The following is a 17,107-nucleotide window of genomic DNA, read 5'->3' on the forward strand; positions in this document are numbered from 1 at the left end:
TGCATTGCCATCCGCATGATAGCCATGCTCGTCCGGCGGGAGGATCTGGAGGGGTGTCGGTGTCGCGGTGACTGTCTTGGGTTACTTGTTGGTGCGGGTTCGTGGTGGGGGTTCGGTGGGGAACTCGGCTTCCTCCGCGAGGTAGCGGCGTTCGGCTTCGGCGGCACGGTTGGCGGCGGGCGAGTCCACGGTAGCGTCAATAATCCTTCCCAGGACGCCGACTGTCAGTGATGCTCCGGTCGGTAGGGTCCAGGTGGTGGATTCCTGGGGGCCGTTGCGCCCCTGGAAGTGTTTCGTGGTGCCGGTGCCGTACAAGTCGGTCAGCACCCGGATGTACTGGTCGTATGCCTGGCGCACCAGCACAGAGGCTTCCGGCGGCGCACTGGCCTTAGGAATACGCGAAGCCAGCCCCATACGGAAGGCCCCAATCTGGCCTTTGAGCGTGAAGAAAGAGGCGTCCTTGCCGCCCAGGTCGTGGCCGGTGGTAAACATGGTCTCCCTGGTCGGTGATGATTGCCAGCCGAGACGGTCGCGCAGCTCCAGGCCCTGCTGGATGCTCATGGGCCACTCGTGCTCCAACCACAGTCGGATCACCGGCACGCCCACCTCCGGTGGAACCACTCGAAACACCCCACCACCGGGCAAAGACAGCTCAAACCCCGGAACCGCCCCGGTCGTGCTGCCAGTCCCCGGGGCGGGTACGCCTGAGTCAGCCTGTTCATTGCTACTAGTGCTCATGCCTGTTTCCTCCCTGAATCACTCCTACCGCCCAACCAGAAGAACCATTGCCTTCCAGGCTACCAAGTAGTTTAGGCCATGCGGGTTGCAATGTCTACTGTCTGGATCATCAAGCGAACATAATGTAATGCTCGTAGTTCGGGTTGTCATTCAGTCCAGCGCGTCGATCATCTCCTGGAGGGTGTCGCGAACCTTGTGGCCGTTTGGCCCGTCTCCGACCAGGTCGAAGGGGATGTCCTGCACGTGCGGCTCCCCGTGTGCTGTACGAGTGGAAATGGTTCGGAAGCATAGTTTGGTCTCCCCGCTCTTGATCGCCTCCCACACATCCTTATGGTCATGGAAGTACTGGGCGTAGCGCGGGTCGGTGATAAGGTGATCGCGCGCATACGCTGGTCTGCCCTGAGGGAAGTTTCCTTCGAAGGTGGTGTGCACAGGCGTTTTGCTCAGCTTGGCGGTGACGCCCTTGTACTCTAGTTCGTAGAAGGTCTTGTGGTCGCCGCTCAAGGCGGCGCCGTCGGAGTAGCCTCCCGGAGGTGTGTGGCCATTATTCTCGTTGCGCCACGCCTCCAGCACCGGAGCGCCATGCGTGTCCGAATAGTGTTGCCCGCCAACCTCGCCGATCGCCGCGGAAGTCTCAGAGACATCCTGCCTGGCCGCACTCAAGTCGATTGCAGTTTGCTCGAGCTCGTCAAGCTTTTCTGGGTCGTACCCGTCATCTAAGAGATTACGTATGGTCTGCTTTCGGTTCTCGACGTTGAAGGCGCTTCGTTCCAGGCCGTCGGGCATTGAGTCGTCCAAGTGGTCCAGCAACTCATCGCGCGCGTTTATATAGCGTTCTCGGTCCTCGAACAGTTCAGGAACACTCTTCTGATACCTGTCATCAACGTCGCTGGCAGGACCGTCTGCCCCGTCTGCGTCGGCGTGATCGTTGGCGTCGTGGTGGTGACTGGTGTCGTGCTGGCTGTCTTGATCGGCGGTGTTGTCTTTTGCGTGGTCATTGTCGGTGTCGGTGTTGCTCTTGTGGGTGGTGTCGGTGTCTGGTTCGTTGTTGTGGTTGGTGGTCGGGTTGGGCGTGTCGTCGGTTTTGGTGTGTGGGGTTGTGGTCTCGGCTGCTGCGGAGTTCGAGCGGGAGCTGTTGTCTTCCGGGGCCCTGCGGGCAGATACGGATTCGGGCTCCTGACCCTTGGGGTGCTCAGAATCCGGCGACTCCGGATCCCGGGGGTGTTGGTCGGGAGCCTGTTTGCCGTGCTCATCGGGGTGATGCCTCTGTGGGTTGGGGTCGGCAGGCCGGTTGTTGCCCGGGTCGGCGTCAGAATCGGGCCGGCCATGAGCGTCGGTGTCGTTTGGGTTGGTGTGCCCGGGGTCGGTGTCGGCGCCGGTCTTGCCGTTGCCGGTGTCGTTGGTACGTCGGGCGGCGGGCTGCTCGCCTTCGGGGGCGCGCTCGGGGCGCGGGCTGCTGGTATCCGGGGTGTCGCCGTCCGGGGAGTGGGTGCGCGAGGAATGCGTGCCGGCGCCGTCACCGGTGTGGGCACCGCCGGCCTCGGCCCGGCCGGTGCCCGCGTCAGGGCTGCTGGCGTGAGCACCCTCCGAGCCACTGCGAGCTGCACGTGGGGACTCAGCGCCACTACCGGCATCGGCGCGCGCAGTACCTGCATCTGTGTGCGTGGTGCCGTTGCGGAGCGAAGAGGGCGCGTTGGTGGTGTCACCGTGGATCGGGTCAAGACCGTGATAGCTAGAATCGCTCGACGCTGCCGCATTACTGTTCGGACCGGTGCTGGCGTGAGAGGACTGGTGGGAGGAAGATCCTGCCGGTGAGCCCGCACCACCGTGGCTTGAGGTCGGTGGCTTGCTTGTGTCTCCGTGGATCGGGTCAAGACCATGATAGGTGGAACCCGGGATCCCAGCGGCGGTTGGAGTCCCGCCGCTGGAGGAGGCTCCCGGCCCAGAACCACCGCCTGCCGCGCCGCCGGAGCTGCTGGAGCTATTGGCGGTGCCGTGGCCGCCGCTGGCGGAACTGGTGGTGGAGTGGCCACTGGTGTTGCTGGTGGTGCGGGCTGTGGCGTGGGTGGCGGTCAGGGTTGGGGTGTGGTGCTTGGGTGTGGAGCCGCTCATATGGTTCTTGATGTTGCGGCCCACCTGGGTGCCCTTGTTAGCGGCCCAGTCGGACAGGTCGAGCCTGTTCAGGTCCTTCATGAGCTTGCTGACGCCTGGCTCGATCTTCTTCAACAGCCCGGAAAGTGCAGCAAAGGAATTGACCAGTTCCTTGGCCTTGGAAGCCAGCATGGTCACCTTGTCCGCCACCCAGGTACTGATCTGGCCCACCACCACCGGGGTGGCCAGCCCGAAGGAGAAGATCTCCTCCGCGGCCGCCTGGAAGAACATGCCGATCGCCTCGGAGATGGCGTCACGCACCATGTCATGCACGAACTGCACGATCGCCGCAGCGATCTCCAACCCCTTGGCGATGTTCGCCGCCGCAGCCGACATGGCATCCATACCGCCGGCCAACTTACCCGCACGGGTTCTCCAAGCATCCGCGGCCTGCCCGACCTGATCAGCCATGTCCGCGGCCAGATAGTCCCGCAGGTCCGTGGCCTGCTGGGTGTAAGCGCCAGCGATATTCGCCCAGGTCTGCGACCCGGCCGTCACCGCGTCCGCATCACCGGTGAGCTGCTCCAACATCTCATCCAACGGGTAGACATGCTCAATAATCCAACCGATGATGATACTGACACCAGCGGCAATCGGGTTGGTGACGGTAAAGAGCATATCCCCGGCCAGACCCACACCCGCCAGGCTCCCCTGCACCCACGAACCCTCGCCGATGGCCTGACTCAAATCGGAGATGTCCTCGCCAACACCGGTGCCCGCCCAAAACGACGACTCCGACTCCTGTTGCGCGGCAACCAGCGGGTTAGCGACAGTCACGACAGGCCTCCAAAGGTGAGCTGAAACAAGTCAAATGTGCGAGTGCACTCTCGGAGCTTTACACGGTGTAGGTGCTGTTGGCGTCGGTAGCCGCCTGGGAGTCGGTCTCCTCAAAATCAGTGGCCACAACCTTCAGCGTCTGCGCGTCGTCCTCCAGCTGCCCACCGAGCGCGGAGGTACCCGAGTCAAAAGCCAACTTGGCGACCGCGTAAGCAGGAGCGAACAGCGGTGTACAAATCACCCCGAACGGCAACCCACTCAGCGCCGCGTCCGACGCCTGGTCGATGGTACCCAACTCGTCTGCGACGTCAGCCACATGCCCGGCGTGAGTACGCCACACCTCCGGAGAGACCTCCAAATCAGCCATCACCAACCACCTTCACTTCCGCGCCCATCGCGCCTGCCCCCGTCCTGTCCGAACGAGCCCAACGAGCCGGTCGGATCAATCAGACCCCCACGTCGCGGCGCAGCCCCAGGCCTGCGTTCCGGCCGTGCCTGCCCGCCGCCAGCGTCTTGCCCCGGGGCATAGGCCCGCCGGATACGTTCAGTGACCTGCGAGTCCTCACCCCACACCCCAGCAGCCATCCGGGCCGTCTTCTCACCTGCACGCCCAGAGGCCTTCTTAACCGCCCGCATAATCGCCGCCGCCAAGTCGGCCGGCGTGAAGTCCATAGCTGGACCGCGCAGTTGCAAATCCACCAGCCTGCCAGCCGCGTCAACCGTCACACTGATCGCCCGGTCACGAGTAACCTCCGTCTCACGCAGCGCCTCAACCTGGTCCGCCAGCCTGCGCGAGGCCTCCGCCCGCTCCTGCGCGTGACGTACCCAGCCATCAATATCCGCATGCGCCCGCGCCGCCGCGTCATCAATCTCATCAGTCATCAGCAACCACGCTCCTCACCCGGCTTAACCAAACCGGAACATACCAGATGTGCATCACCATCGGCCAGGCAAACGCCTAGGTGCTTCGTCACTAATACGCCCGGGCCGACGTGCGCGATCTCGCCCCTTCGAAGCGACCATCGCGACCAGCAACGCCGTCGTACCGACGGCGCCGATACCTGCCGCTAGCTGCCGCCGGCGCGCGGGTGCCGGGTCAGTTGACGGGGGTGTGGCCAGTACCGCTGCCGGGATCGGCCTTGTTTGAAAACCGCGCGGATTGGCCGGGCCAAGCGCGGTGCCATCGTTGATGAACTCAATAGCCGCGTAGGGCGCCACCAGCCCCCAGCCGGTGGCCGGGTTACGCTCAGCCGGGGAAGTGCGCAGAGCGGTGACAGTGAGTCGATACTCCCAATCTGCCGGGGACTCTGTCCTATGTGCGGCTGCCACCAGTGCCGCCGCGGCCCCGCCGTATCCCGTGGCCAATGCGGATGAAGCCGCCTGCTGGGAGACCACACAGTCACCATCGCCTAAGAACGCGGTCAGTACTGACTGGGCGGGCACGGCGATGTCGACATCGTCTCCGTGCAGAACGGCGTCGGAGACCGCCCCTGTGGAATCCAGCGCAGTCACGCCTAGGACGCCCTCGTAGGCGGCGGGATAGCGTGCAGCGGCCTGTTGTGGCTGGGCATCATTGGTGCCGGCGGCGCCAATGGCATCGGCGGTGGACTGCGCGGACGCCGTGGAACCGGCGGGCTCCTGAAGCGGCCAGTCGCCGGTGGAGGCAACCACCAACGCTCCGGATGCGGTCGCGTGCTCCACGGAGGCTGCCAGTTCCGTAGAGCCTTCGGTCAGAGCGCGCGGCACCACGATGATATTCGCCCCGTGATCCGCCGCCCAGACGATACCCTCCGCAGTCCGGTCGACGCGCGGGCCCGTGCCCGCCTCAACCGCCCAGTCCGAGGTATCGGTCAGCACCTTAACCGGCATGATCCCGGCGTCGTGTGAAAGCCCTTTCAAACCCGATCCGGGGACGGTTCGCCCACTGATCACTCCGGCGACGGCGGTGCCCAAGCCGTCCACGTCCGTGGTTGGCTCGCCGGTTCCGGTCAGGTCCACACCATCTACGAGTGCATGCGTGAGGTGAGGGTTGGTGGCTTCCACGCCGGAATCGACGACTGCGACCACGATTCCCTGCCCGGTCGATACCGTCCAGGCCTGTTCGATTCCGATTTGAGTGATCACCATCGGCGCCGCTGGCACCAATGCCGCCTGACCCGGTTCGCAATCCGCCAGCTCGGTGGCAGTGCTCGGCTCGGGCGGCGTAGTGGGAATTGGTTCCGGCGTCGGCTCCACAGTTTCAATGGGATCCGGCTCGGGCTCAGTTGGGTCCGGGGCGGCCGGCTCATCCGCTGGTGCCTGCGAGGTGGGCTCCGGGGCAGGCCGTGGTTGAGTTGTCTGATTGTCAGGCGCTGTGGTGCGTGCGATGAAGCCGTCGGGACTGTTGGAGGTGGGGGTCTCATCCGCAGACGCAGTGCCGGCCACCGGGAGACTCGTTGCAAATACGACCATGGCAGCGGCAAGTACGGTCAGGGCAGCGGCACGGCGACGGCGTATACGCCAAAGCCCCGGCCCGCCCACATCGCTAAGAGTTCTGCAACCGCTCATTGTTCGGTCACCCCCTCCCAGACCGTCTCCGGGGAGAGTTCCGCGCCGGTGGGAAACAGGGCCAACCACGGTGAGGGCACCGAGGCGATCTGGTCCTCGGTATACCCCAACCTCTGTACCGTGTCACTGAGTGTGCCGCCCAAACCCCAGGATCGACCTGCATCGGTGATGAGGAATACCGGTCCTATAGTGCCGCCGGAGACCGCACGCACCAGTGCGCCGGCGCCACCGGTCACGCTGACACCACCGGAGGCTATCGTCTCCGCCGAGGCAAGGGCAGTCGACTGCGAGGGACCAGCAGCCGAGGCCGCATTGAGAACGGCGCAGACGGTATTCTCTCCGGAAACGCCCGTGGACAGGGATTCGGGCCAATCCGCGGGTGCGCCACCGCTGGTGGACACGTGCGTCAGATCCGAGACTCCGACCTCCTGGATGGAACCGCCCGCCCCCTCGCCGAGCTGGTACATGGTCACCGCCACCTCACTGAGACGGCTCAGGCTGCCGTCTTGTTGCACCACGTAGTACCGCTCGGATCCGGAAGCGTCGTTGACAGACAGCAGCATGCCCGCCACAGGATCGAGAATCGCCGATGACAGACCGTCGACCGGGGTACCCGCCCCCGGCACCGAGAAAGGTTCCAATCTGCTGCCGCGCGTGAACAGATTGAGCCACGCGGCGTCGACGGCGACTACGGGTTCCGACTCCAGACCCAAAGCCAACAGCGTGGTGCCCAGCCGCTCCGCCGGGATCTCATGACTGACACCATCAGCGACCAGATAGGTGGTTTCACCTATGGAGACCAGGGCATGCTGCACGTCGCTCAAGCCGGTAGGCGCAGCCCCCAAGTAGGTCATGGTGCTTCCGTCCTGTGCCGAGCAGGCGGACCAATCCTGCGCTACCAAGCGGCTGGCCTCGGGAAGGTGCTCCGGGGCGTCGTCGACTCCCACCTTGCTGCCGCGCTCAATGCCGTCCAGAACCGAGGCGTCCACTGAGACCTGCTGGAAAGATCCGGCCTCCGACAGCAGCATCGCACTGGCCAGATTCGTGACCGGACGCAGCCTGCCATTGATCGTCAGGTAGCGGGAGCCCTCGTCATTGACCACCACCAGCGTGTTGTTCTCCCAGTTGTCCGGCAGAGAACTGACGAACAGGCCAGAAACCCACGAGACCAGCAGGATGACCAGTGAAACCGCGATGCCGCCGATAAGCGGGCGCATCATGCTGCGTGGCTCCAGCTCCCGGCCGCCCGGCGCGCCGGTCACGAACACGGTGACCAGGCGGCGGCGATTGAAGCGCTGTGCGTCGAGAATGTCCTTATTCGAGGCCACTACAGCACCTCGCAGGCTAGTGCCGCCAGCGGCAGAATCGTCAGCAGCACCAGGATCTCCAAGGCGTCGGCGATCCGCGTCAAACGTGGACGGTAACTGGGGCCGAGCACGTTGAGCAGCAGTACTGCGACCCCAGTCACCCCCATAAGCGCCACCACCGGCATGACCAAATCGGTGCGGCTGATCGCCACGGTCACCACCAGAGCGGCCAGAATCAGCATGCCGCCGACGATCCCTGCCACCACGTCAGCACGTGAGCGCACCGCGCGCGTGCCGAGCAGCGAGGCGACCGCGATGGCGCCGGCCAGGGCTGGGCCGGCCCATCCCTGCGACATCAGGCCGGGGACCGAGACGAACACGATCAGAGAACAGGCGATACGGGAGGACAGCACCAGCCCGCGCGCGCTCATCACGCGAGAGGTAAGGGAGGGAGTCACCTCCGTTCCCGGCTCGATGCTGATCGCGTCGGTGCGGTCCGGCAGGCTGACCTCGATCGGTACCGACGCCAGGGCGAGCCAGGGCGCCAACAGCGAAATAACGGCGGAGCAGGCAGCAACGATCGCCAACAGATGCTGCATGGGCTGATGTGCCGGCTCCAGGCCGACTCCCACACCTGCCAATGCGATAGCTATGAGCACCGGCCCGGCGACGAGTTGACGCTCCTGTGCCCCGAGCACAGGCATGCAAGAAAGCACTGTGACGGCCAGCGCCGCGCCCGCAGCAGCGAGCCGCAAGCCCATCGGTGCGGCGCTTGCCAGCAGACCTGTGTACGCGGCGACTCCGGCCAGCGCACCAGCGGTGAACACCAGTGCCCAGCCTTGGTTCCCGCCCAGGCGCCTGAGGGCGTACGCGGCAAGTATCAGCACCAGTGCGGCTGTCGCCGCAACTGCGGGGGCGATCGCGGTGCCGTCGCCCTTCAACACCAGCAACATGCCCGCCACCAGAAACAACACGCAGGTGGACATGATTGACAGGATTGTCGAGTCTGCGGGTCTCCAAGCGACCTCCTGCTGTTCTACGGCGGTGGCCACCGCCTCCACGAGATCGTCATAGCGGGTCTCGGAGTCAGTGGTGCGCACCTCCAGTTTCAGTACGCTGCCGACGGCTACGCGCTGATCCGCCAGTGAACGGGAGTCCTCCAACTCGACCCCGGCCTGCGTCACCAGGCGCATTCCGTAGACGGCCCCGTCGGCTTCAAGTGCTTCTAGGCGCTGTGCCAGGGCGGGCAGGACCTCGGACAGTGGCAGACTCGCCGGTAGGGCGACATCCGCCGGAACATTGCGGTGCACGACAGTAACGGGCAGTACGCCCGTCTCGCGTACGGTGCTACTCGACGGACTCAAAGACACTCTCCTGCAACGGGAACTAACCGCGCGCAGACGGGAGAGCCACGCTCTGACGGCGCCCCGAGGGGCGCACCGAGCGCGGGATGCCCCGGCCTGCCGCGGCGAAGACCCGACCATGGTGGCACATCCGGCCGCGAGTGTCACGGTGACGGAACGGCCTGTATTTATTGTCGATGGGTTCGGCTACCCACGCGATCCGATTGGGGCTGCATGCGAGATTCGTCAAAGTGGTGGACGCCGGGTGGTATCGGGAGGATAGTCTTGAATCGTTACCGAACCTCGTCGACGGCGAAACGCCCGACGAGGTCTGGGACGGTGCTCGTGGTCCTGCCCCGGGCGCCACACAAGAGAACGCACACATCACTAGAACATCCTGAGAAAGGTAGCGGACTATGAGTACCAACCTCGCCGCCGGGAGCGGCACCCTAGCCAATGCTGCGAGAGTCGTGGCGGCGCACCGCAGCCAGCAGGAGAGCATCCTGCGAAACGTGGAGAGCGCCGTGCAAGAGCTCAGTCCCGGTTGGAAGGGGACCGGTGGTTCGGCGTTCACCGCGGTCACCAACCAGTGGCTGCAGGATGCCCGCAGTATCGTGCAGGTGCTGTCCAACTTCGAGTCCGGTCTGCGCAGCACGGACGCCGCCTACCAGAACATCGAGGAGGAGACCGCCTCGAGCGTGCAGAACCTCGGCGCGAACTCCCAGGGATATCGCGGGATGATGGTCTGACGGCAACGCAGACGCGGACCACAATCGATCGACACGACGCACTGATAGGACAGACAAGATGACTGACATGCTGGTGAATTACGGATCCATGTCTGCGGCAGCCGAGGCGCTTGCCCGGGCCTCCGCGGCCATGAGCTCCGACTTGGAGGACATGGACGCGGAGCTGCGCCCCACCCAGTCCGACTGGAGCGGTGAGGCGCAGGCGCAGTACACCGCCGCCAAGGCGGAGTGGAGCCAGTCGCTCGCGGACATGAACACGCTGCTCACCCAGCTGGGCGCCCACGTGACCTCCTCCTCGGAGAACTACAGCGCCACCGACATCCGGGAGATGCGCAGCTTCGGCGGCTGATCCTGACCGCCCATCCGACGCGTGCTCTCCCAGGAACTTCGGGTCCTGGGAGAGCCTGTCGTCTCTGCCGGTTTGTCGTTCGATGTGCAGGCGATCAATGCTCTCCTGCTCGGATACGGCTGGGTGAAGCGTTTGCGCGCAATCAGGAGCTGTGCTGCGCTCGGCGCGCCCGGCGACTCGCCTCAATAGCTACTTGAACGCCATCGGCTAGTAGCACGGCTCCGCCTGGTCCCAGTGGAGTCCTCACCCCTGGCACCAACTGTGTCTGGGTCCCGTCGGACCGAAGCAGTGCGCTGCCATTGGCGGATCCGAGATCCTCCGCCCATGGGCCGGCACCTGCCACCCCGATCCGCAGGTGCGAGCGTGAAACAGCAGTTGAGGTGTCAACAGTGACGAGCTGCACATCCTCAGGCGACAGTGCACGTGGCTCACGTCCGAGGATGCATTGCCCTTCCAACGGCAGTCGTCGGCTCGCATTGATGACGATGCGGTACAGCGGCGGAGCAGCGGACTGCAACGGGGCGGCGTTACCGCCAATCGGCGCCTTAACAGCGGTAGGCAGTGGAGCCGTGGCGGGGGCGCCGGGTGCAGGAGCGAGGGGCGGAGCAGCGGCGGGTTCGTACACGCTTGCGAGTGTGCCCAAGCCTCCCGAACTCACGGGCGGGAAGGACTGAGGCAGTTCGGGCTGAGGCGGCGCGGGGGCGGGCACAACGAAGGAGGGGCGGCCTTGGGTGCCGTAGGCGGAGCCGGTCGGCGGCGCATGGGGAGTTGTGGCTAAAGCGCCCCCAGAGGCGTAATCCCGCGTGTGGAGGACCGGTCCGGTCGTCACTGTTGCCGGGATGCCGAGCCTGGGGGGTCCGGAAGGGGTCGTGGAGTTCTGGGAAGCGAATGCCTTCGCCGCTGAAGGCTTGGCCGGACGGCTGGTCGTGGTGCTGGTGTGGGTCAACGCATCAAGCAGCATGGTTTTGTTCTCGCCAGTGGCGGTGTCCATGTTCGCTGTGGTCGGCGTATTGCTAGGGGCGCCTGCGGCGGAGGTCATCCGCCTTCTTATAGGCAATAGTGGGGTCAGGACAACACGTACCAATGACTGTCCGATATTTGGTGTGCCCGTCGGCACCGCCATGACGACGGCGGAAACGAGCTTGAGGCCAGGAGTGCGGCCGAACGTGGCCATGAACAGGGCGAGCAGGACCACGGTCTGTGCAGCGATGATGCACGCCAACACCGTCCACTCCAGCAGGACATGGGTGAGGATCGGCGGTGCCGTCATCGCAATGACGTCGACGAGCGCCACCACTATGGTCTCCGCAGAGCTGAGTTGACGGGGGCCGGCGGTGGACGTATCAAGTGGTTGCGGCGGGTTCTGCCGCTGCTGGCGCATATGCGGTGACTCTACTAAAGCGAATTGACTCACATCTGCCTCATAACTTCGATCAACCCGGCGGCAACCACTGCGGCGGGAAGCACTAGGAACGCGGAAGCCCGTTCGAACACGTCACCCAGGCGCCCCCACCAGGCTGAGCGCCTCATAGTAGTGAACGCACCTACGGTCATGGAGACGACGGCCGCTGCGAGGACTACGCCCACGAGCGGCCATGACCGGTCCAACGCAGCCAGAACGCTTACGCAGAAGGCGGCTCCCGCCGATACGCGCGGAATGATGCGAGTGGAGTGTGAGCGAGCTGTGCGCGGCCGAAGCAGAAGCAACGCCAGTGCGAATACGATCTCCGCCCGCGCCCCCCAGGACTCCACTCCCCGGCCGGAGGCCACCTGAAACACAACGGGAGCGCAAACCACTACCAGCGCGCCCAGGGCGATCTCGAGCGCCACAGAGATGGCCTCGGCCTCGTCCACGGTGCGCCGGGTCCGCATCCGGGTGACTCGTACACCGGGGGATGTGATGGGGGTCCTTACCGACTGGCCCGCCGCTCGCTGTCCGGTCATGTCCAAAAGCTGCCGGTCCGGCACCGACACCAATGCGGCGTTCGGAATGACCAGTCCCGCTAGGACAGCGAGTGCCATCCCGAGCAGCGCGACTAGGGGTCCCCAAAGTCCCAGTGCGATGCTCGCCGTCGTCACCGCGGCGGCTGCGGCCCAGGACGCCGCACTCACGGACTCAGCCGCGGCGCGGTGACGCAGCCACAACCCCATGGCTGTGCCGGCCCCGCCCCACAGCGTGACGAGCCCTGTCAATAGGGCCCAATCCTGAGCCTTGGTAGGAACCAACGTTACGGATGCGGCGGCACCCAGCAGCGGCAGTGACAGCGCTCGCAATGCCGCCGGAACAGGTCCCCTGGGGGCGGTTCGGGGAAGGGCAAGCGTAAACAGAAGTGCTAGCAGTAGACCGGCGGTGGTCAGACGGACGGCGGTCGGCCACGCAGGTGCGGCCACTTCGGGTAACAGGGGTGGAACCAGAATCAGGAGGAGAACCGACATCGCGAGCACAATCGCCAGTGCCTCCGCCATCCAGAACGGGGTGCGCACAAAGGAACGCAACGGGAGGTGTGGGTGTCCCGGGCTCTGGTCGGCTGCGGCTACGTTGTCGGCGACAACCAGCACCGCACCCTCACGCACATCTGTGCCGAGCAGGTCGCGCGTTGTGATGGGTGTGCCGGACGCTGTGGACACCGCGGCTGCGCCGGAGATCGGAAGGTGCTCCTGGGAGGCGAGCAACTCGTCAATGCGCATCCCCGGCGGCGCAGCAACGTCAATGGCGCCGCCCTCGTAGATGAGGGTGACGTGGACGGCCGTTGCGCTCATACGCCTCGCTGCTCCTGATACGGGGCGGCATTCCTGTACCGCCCGACTGCACGTTGGATAACGGGACTACTCTAGATGCAGATAGCATAACGACGCGATGGTGCGGATCCTCCGACGAGGTCCGCCAAGCGGTACCGGCTGGCTCCAACGGTTCAACCGTCAGGGCGGCCGGAACACGACTGGAAGGTGCCCGCCTGCCCCATGAACGCCAATAGCCAGGCCCCCGAGCTTTCCGACGGGATCATAGAAGTCAAGGCCCCGCCGGACGCTGTAACGCCTCAGGACGCCACCAGTGTGCTGGCCTCCGTGCTGCCGCTGACAGGATCAATGGGTGTGATGGTGTTCATGGCCATCTCGAACAGTTCCAATACGCGGATGCTGCTCATGGGCGGCGGCATGGTGGTGGCGATGCTGTCGATGGTGGCCGCGAACATCTACCGGCAGATTCGGCAGCATCGGAGCAATGTCACCGATCAGAGACGCGAGTACCTCGCCTACCTGTCCGAACTGCGGCAGAGGGTACGTGCTTCTGCCGACCAGCAGCGTCGCCAGGCTGTGGACCAGTTTCCCGCACCCGGTGCTCTGCCCTACTTCGTTCAGCATGGTCAGCGCGTATGGGAACGTGGCGATGGGCTCGGCGATCCGTTGATGACGCGTGTGGGGTTGGGAACGGTGGAGCTGGCAGCTGAACTCAAGGCCGAGAAGCTCGACGCGCTGGCCAAGCCTGACCCAGTGTGTCTATCAGCCATGACCCGGTTCGTCGCTACCCATGGGGAAGTTGATGGTCTGCCCATGGCGATATCGATAGCGCCGCTGTCTCGGTTGGAGGTGGTGGGGGAGTCCGCCATGGCCCGCGCCCACACCCGGGCGCTGCTCACTCACCTGCTGGTCATGACCCCGCCAAGCCGACTGAAAGTGGCGGTGCTAGCTGGCGAGGAGAACCTGTCGGAGTGGGAGTGGCTCAAATGGGCCCCGCATGCCTGGTCCGATTCGGTGGGCGACGCCGTCGGCCCTGCCCGCCTGATAGCCACCGACTTGGATCAGCTGATCGACAAGCTTCCCGAGGGCATCGAACACCGTGGCCCCGTTTCCTCCGGTGCGGGCCAGGCGCCCACTCCACAGGTCATAATCGTCGTCGACGGCGGGCGGTTGCCGGACACCTCACCGCTGGGTGCTACGGCCGGAGTCAGTGGTGTCACCGTCGTGGACCTGCCGACACAGTGGGGTCGACTCACCTCCACGACGACGCTGCGCCTCATGCTCTATCCTCCCCGGCGCCGCGGCTCCGGTGAAGGCGAGGAGGTGCCCATGGAGATGGTTGTGGTCGGCCAGGATCCCACCCCGATGGTGGCCGATACACTGGACGTGGCCGCCGCTGAGGCCGTGACTCGTCGTCTGGCGGCCAGATTCACCGAGGTCGGGGAGGACTCGGTGGCCGTACCCGTGGGCATCTCCGACGCCAAGCGCTCAGCCGACCTGCTCGACCTACTGGGACTGGGGGATGTGCGCGACGTTGAACCGGAGCGCAGCTGGACGCCGCGTCTGGGTGACGACCGCCTGCGCGTCCCCTTCGGCGTGACCCCGGAGGGGACGCCCGTGATCCTGGATATCAAGGAGTCGGCGCAGGGAGGCATGGGTCCGCATGGTCTGCTGGTGGGTGCGACCGGATCGGGTAAATCGGAGGTGTTGCGCACCCTGGTACTGGCGCTGGCGCTCACGCATTCGCCCGATCAGCTGAACTTCGTGCTGGTGGATTTCAAAGGCGGCGCCACCTTCGCAGGCATGTCCGAGCTGCCGCACGTGTCGGCCATGATCTCTAACCTGGAGAATGAACTTGGGCTGGTGGACCGCATGGAGGAGGCCCTACGCGGGGAGATGAACCGTCGGCAGGAGATCCTCCTCAGGACGGGCAACTATGCCAACGTCTCGGACTATGAGGCCGCGCGCCGAGCGGGTAAGCACAACGGAGACCCCCTGCCCGCGCTATTCGTCATTCTTGACGAGTTCTCCGAGCTGCTGGCCGCCAAGCCCGACTTCATCGAGATCTTCGTCGCCATCGGGCGTCTGGGGCGCTCCATGCAGATCCATCTGCTGCTGTCCTCCCAGCGTTTGGAGGAGGGGCGCCTGCATGGATTGGAGTCGCACCTGTCCTACCGGATTGGGCTGCGCACCTTCTCGGCTTCGGAGTCACGCACCGTTCTGGGCGTCACCGATGCCTACGACCTGCCGCCCTACCCCGGGGTGGGTTATCTCAAGAGCGACACCCGCACCATGACCCGTTTCCGGGCCTCCTACGTGGCCGGGGTGCCGCCGGCGCGGAGCATCGCGCCGGCACGGCAGGCCCCGGTGCAGGAGGCGGCTGCGTCAGCGCGCACCGCCGCTTCGGTGGTGCTGCCCTTCACTGCGGCGGAGATCCCGTTGCCGCCGCAGCCGGAGGTAGAGCCGGAGACGGCGCCGCAGGAGCCGGAGGAGCAGGCACCTGAGATCACCGCCCGGGACGCCGCCTATGCTGATATGTCCACCATGGACATCGCCGTGGAGCGCATGACCGGACACGGCAATCCGGCGCACCGTATTTGGCTGCCGCCACTGGACGTCCCCGAGACCTTCGACTCGCTGATTGATGACCTGGTAGTTGACCCCGAGCTCGGTCTCATCTCGCCGACCTGGCGTGCCCGTGGAGACCTGGTGGTGCCGCTGGGCATCACCGACGTGCCTATGGAGCAGCGGCGCGATCAGTACAGCGTGGACCTGTCTGCAGCGGGAGGCCATGTCGGCGTCGTCGGCGGTCCGCTGTCAGGCAAGTCCACTGCTCTGCGCTCCCTGCTGATGGGCTTGGCACTGACACACACACCCACTGAGGTCCAGTTCTACGTGATCGACCTTGGAGGCGGAACCTTCTCCACCATGATGGATCTGCCCCATATGGCGGGCGTGGGCACCCGGGATGATCCCGACATCATCGCCCGCATCATCGCTGAGATCGAGGCGATGCTGGCAGATCGTGAACGCTACTTCAAGGCCCACCGGATCGACTCCATTCAGACCTACCGGCGTAGTCGTGCGGCCGGGCAGGCCGACGACGGTTACGGAGACGTCTTCCTGGTGATCGACGGATGGTCCGTACTGAAGACGGACTTCGACAGTATTGCCGAGCGTGTCCAGGCGATGATGACACGGGCGCTCGCTTTCGGTGTGCACCTGGTCATTTCCTCGGGGCGGTGGATGGAGATGCGCGCCGCTATCAAGGATGCCCTGGGCACCCGGATCGAGTTGCGTCTGGGTGAGCCCACGGACTCTGAGATCAACCGTGCGGCCGCAAAGTCCGTACCTGCTGGGCGCCCGGGACGGGGATTGGACCCCGCTGGTCGGCATATGCTTCTGGCCCTGCCGCGCCTGGACGGCGAGCATGATCCCGCCACCCTGTCCGAAGGCGTTGGTAACGCCTGCCGTCGCATTGCGGAGTCCTATAAGGGTGTTCCCGGTCCGAAGCTGCGGTTGTTGCCCACCCGTATAGACCTGACCGAGTTGCAGGCGCAAGTGCCCGCGGCTGACGGGCCCGTGATTGGGATCAACGAATCCCGGCTGGAGCCTGTCAGCCTGAACATGCGGCACGAGCCGCATCTGATCGTGCTGGGAGATGCCAAGAAGGGCAAGTCCTCATTCCTGCGCGCGCTCATGGCCGAGCTGACCCGCGGTCGCACTCCCGATGACTTGCGTATCCTGCCCATTGATCCGCGCCGCTCTCTGCTCGGCGACATTCCGCAGGAATTCATGCTCACGTATGTGACCTTGCGCGATCAGGCGGCCAAGGAGGCGACGGACCTGGTGGAGTTCCTGAAACAGCGCCTTCCTGGGCCGGAAGTGACGCCGGAGCAGCTGCGCACGCGCAGCTGGTGGCACGGCCCGGAGGTGTACATCCTTGTGGATGACTACGACCTGCTTACCACAGGCCAGATGAACCCGTTGCTGCCGCTCCAGCCCCTGTTGCCGCAGGGGCTGGACGTGGGCTTGCACCTGGTTCTGACCCGCCGTACCGGCGGGGCCAGTCGCGCCCTGTTCGAGCCCTTGATGCAGACGCTCATCGACCTGTCAACCCCCGGCATCATGCTGCCGGGCAACCCGGATGAGGGGCCGCTGCTGGGCCGTGAGCGCCCCAAGCCCGGGCCTGCGGGGCGCGCCAGCCTGATCACCCGCGACGCCACCGAGTCGATTCAGCTGGCCTGGCTTCCGCCGACGGCGTGAGGCCGCCGTGGTCGCTCTCGACGGCGTGGGACGCTCGCCCTGCGGTGACCCGGCTCCCAGTACGGAAGTCCTGGGTGGGGCGCTGACCGGGACTACGGCGCAGCGCCGGTACAGTCGACCTCATGGCGCAGGCACGGAATA

General features: G+C 65.2%; 12 protein-coding genes. 4 read left to right on the forward strand and 8 right to left on the reverse strand.

Translation table 11 applies throughout. From position 1 onward, the window contains the following. Window positions 1–81 precede the first annotated feature (81 nt). From CWT10_RS02390 to CWT10_RS02420, 7 genes are all read right to left on the reverse strand, one after another. On the reverse strand, window positions 82–738 hold the full coding sequence (locus CWT10_RS02390; RefSeq protein ID WP_233188087.1) for a DUF6301 family protein: 657 nt from the start codon (window positions 736–738) through the stop codon (window positions 82–84). A 150-nt stretch (window positions 739–888) separates the two neighbouring features. Continuing rightward, complete coding sequence (locus CWT10_RS02395; RefSeq protein WP_103062665.1) at window positions 889–3,666, reverse strand: hypothetical protein; 2,778 nt, start codon at window positions 3,664–3,666, stop codon at window positions 889–891. Between the two features lie 58 nt (window positions 3,667–3,724). Continuing rightward, a complete protein-coding gene (locus tag CWT10_RS02400) occupies window positions 3,725–4,033 on the reverse strand; it encodes a type VII secretion target (protein ID WP_103062664.1) in 309 nt (102 codons plus the stop codon). Beyond that, complete coding sequence (locus CWT10_RS02405) at window positions 4,033–4,548, reverse strand: YbaB/EbfC family nucleoid-associated protein (RefSeq protein ID WP_103062663.1); 516 nt, start codon at window positions 4,546–4,548, stop codon at window positions 4,033–4,035. Before CWT10_RS02405 ends, CWT10_RS02400 begins: the two co-directional genes overlap by 1 nt. 54 nt (window positions 4,549–4,602) lie before the next feature. Continuing rightward, on the reverse strand, window positions 4,603–6,213 hold the full coding sequence (locus CWT10_RS02410; protein WP_103062662.1) for a S8 family serine peptidase: 1,611 nt from the start codon (window positions 6,211–6,213) through the stop codon (window positions 4,603–4,605). Continuing rightward, window positions 6,210–7,541, reverse strand: coding sequence for a type VII secretion protein EccB (gene eccB / locus CWT10_RS02415; protein WP_103062661.1), 1,332 nt, complete (start codon window positions 7,539–7,541; stop codon window positions 6,210–6,212). Before eccB ends, CWT10_RS02410 begins: the two co-directional genes overlap by 4 nt. Beyond that, window positions 7,541–8,884, reverse strand: a complete 1,344-nt coding sequence (locus CWT10_RS02420) for an EsaB/YukD family protein (protein ID WP_244936768.1) — start codon at window positions 8,882–8,884, stop codon at window positions 7,541–7,543. The genes eccB and CWT10_RS02420 overlap by 1 nt, the downstream gene beginning before the upstream one ends. Window positions 8,885–9,279: 395 nt before the next feature. On the opposite strand from CWT10_RS02420, the gene CWT10_RS02425 reads away from it, so the two are divergent. The 3 genes from CWT10_RS02425 (at window position 9,280) to CWT10_RS02435 (ending at window position 11,283) form a co-directional block, all read left to right on the forward strand. After that, the gene (locus CWT10_RS02425) at window positions 9,280–9,612 is read left to right on the forward strand and encodes a WXG100 family type VII secretion target (RefSeq protein WP_103062659.1); all 333 of its coding nucleotides are present in this window, start codon (window positions 9,280–9,282) and stop codon (window positions 9,610–9,612) included. Window positions 9,613–9,670: 58 nt separating this feature from the next. Next, window positions 9,671–9,961, forward strand: coding sequence for a WXG100 family type VII secretion target (locus tag CWT10_RS02430; protein ID WP_103062658.1), 291 nt, complete (start codon window positions 9,671–9,673; stop codon window positions 9,959–9,961). An 869-nt stretch (window positions 9,962–10,830) separates the two neighbouring features. Then, window positions 10,831–11,283 carry a hypothetical protein gene (locus CWT10_RS02435; RefSeq protein WP_103062657.1) on the forward strand — a complete coding sequence of 151 codons (453 nt, stop codon included), beginning with the start codon at window positions 10,831–10,833 and terminating at the stop codon, window positions 11,281–11,283. Between the two features lie 88 nt (window positions 11,284–11,371). Here CWT10_RS02435 and CWT10_RS02440 read toward each other — a convergent pair whose 3' ends face one another. Further along, on the reverse strand, window positions 11,372–12,721 hold the full coding sequence (locus tag CWT10_RS02440; protein WP_103062656.1) for a hypothetical protein: 1,350 nt from the start codon (window positions 12,719–12,721) through the stop codon (window positions 11,372–11,374). A gap of 201 nt (window positions 12,722–12,922) precedes the next feature. Here CWT10_RS02440 and eccCa point away from each other — a divergent pair, with 201 nt between their 5' ends. Then, window positions 12,923–16,966 carry a type VII secretion protein EccCa gene (eccCa, locus tag CWT10_RS02445; RefSeq protein ID WP_103062655.1) on the forward strand — a complete coding sequence of 1,348 codons (4,044 nt, stop codon included), beginning with the start codon at window positions 12,923–12,925 and terminating at the stop codon, window positions 16,964–16,966. The last annotated feature ends 141 nt before the right edge of the window (window positions 16,967–17,107 follow it).

Source organism: Actinomyces qiguomingii, assembly GCF_004102025.1.
In the GTDB taxonomy this organism is placed as follows: Bacteria; Actinomycetota; Actinomycetes; order Actinomycetales; family Actinomycetaceae; genus Actinomyces; species Actinomyces qiguomingii.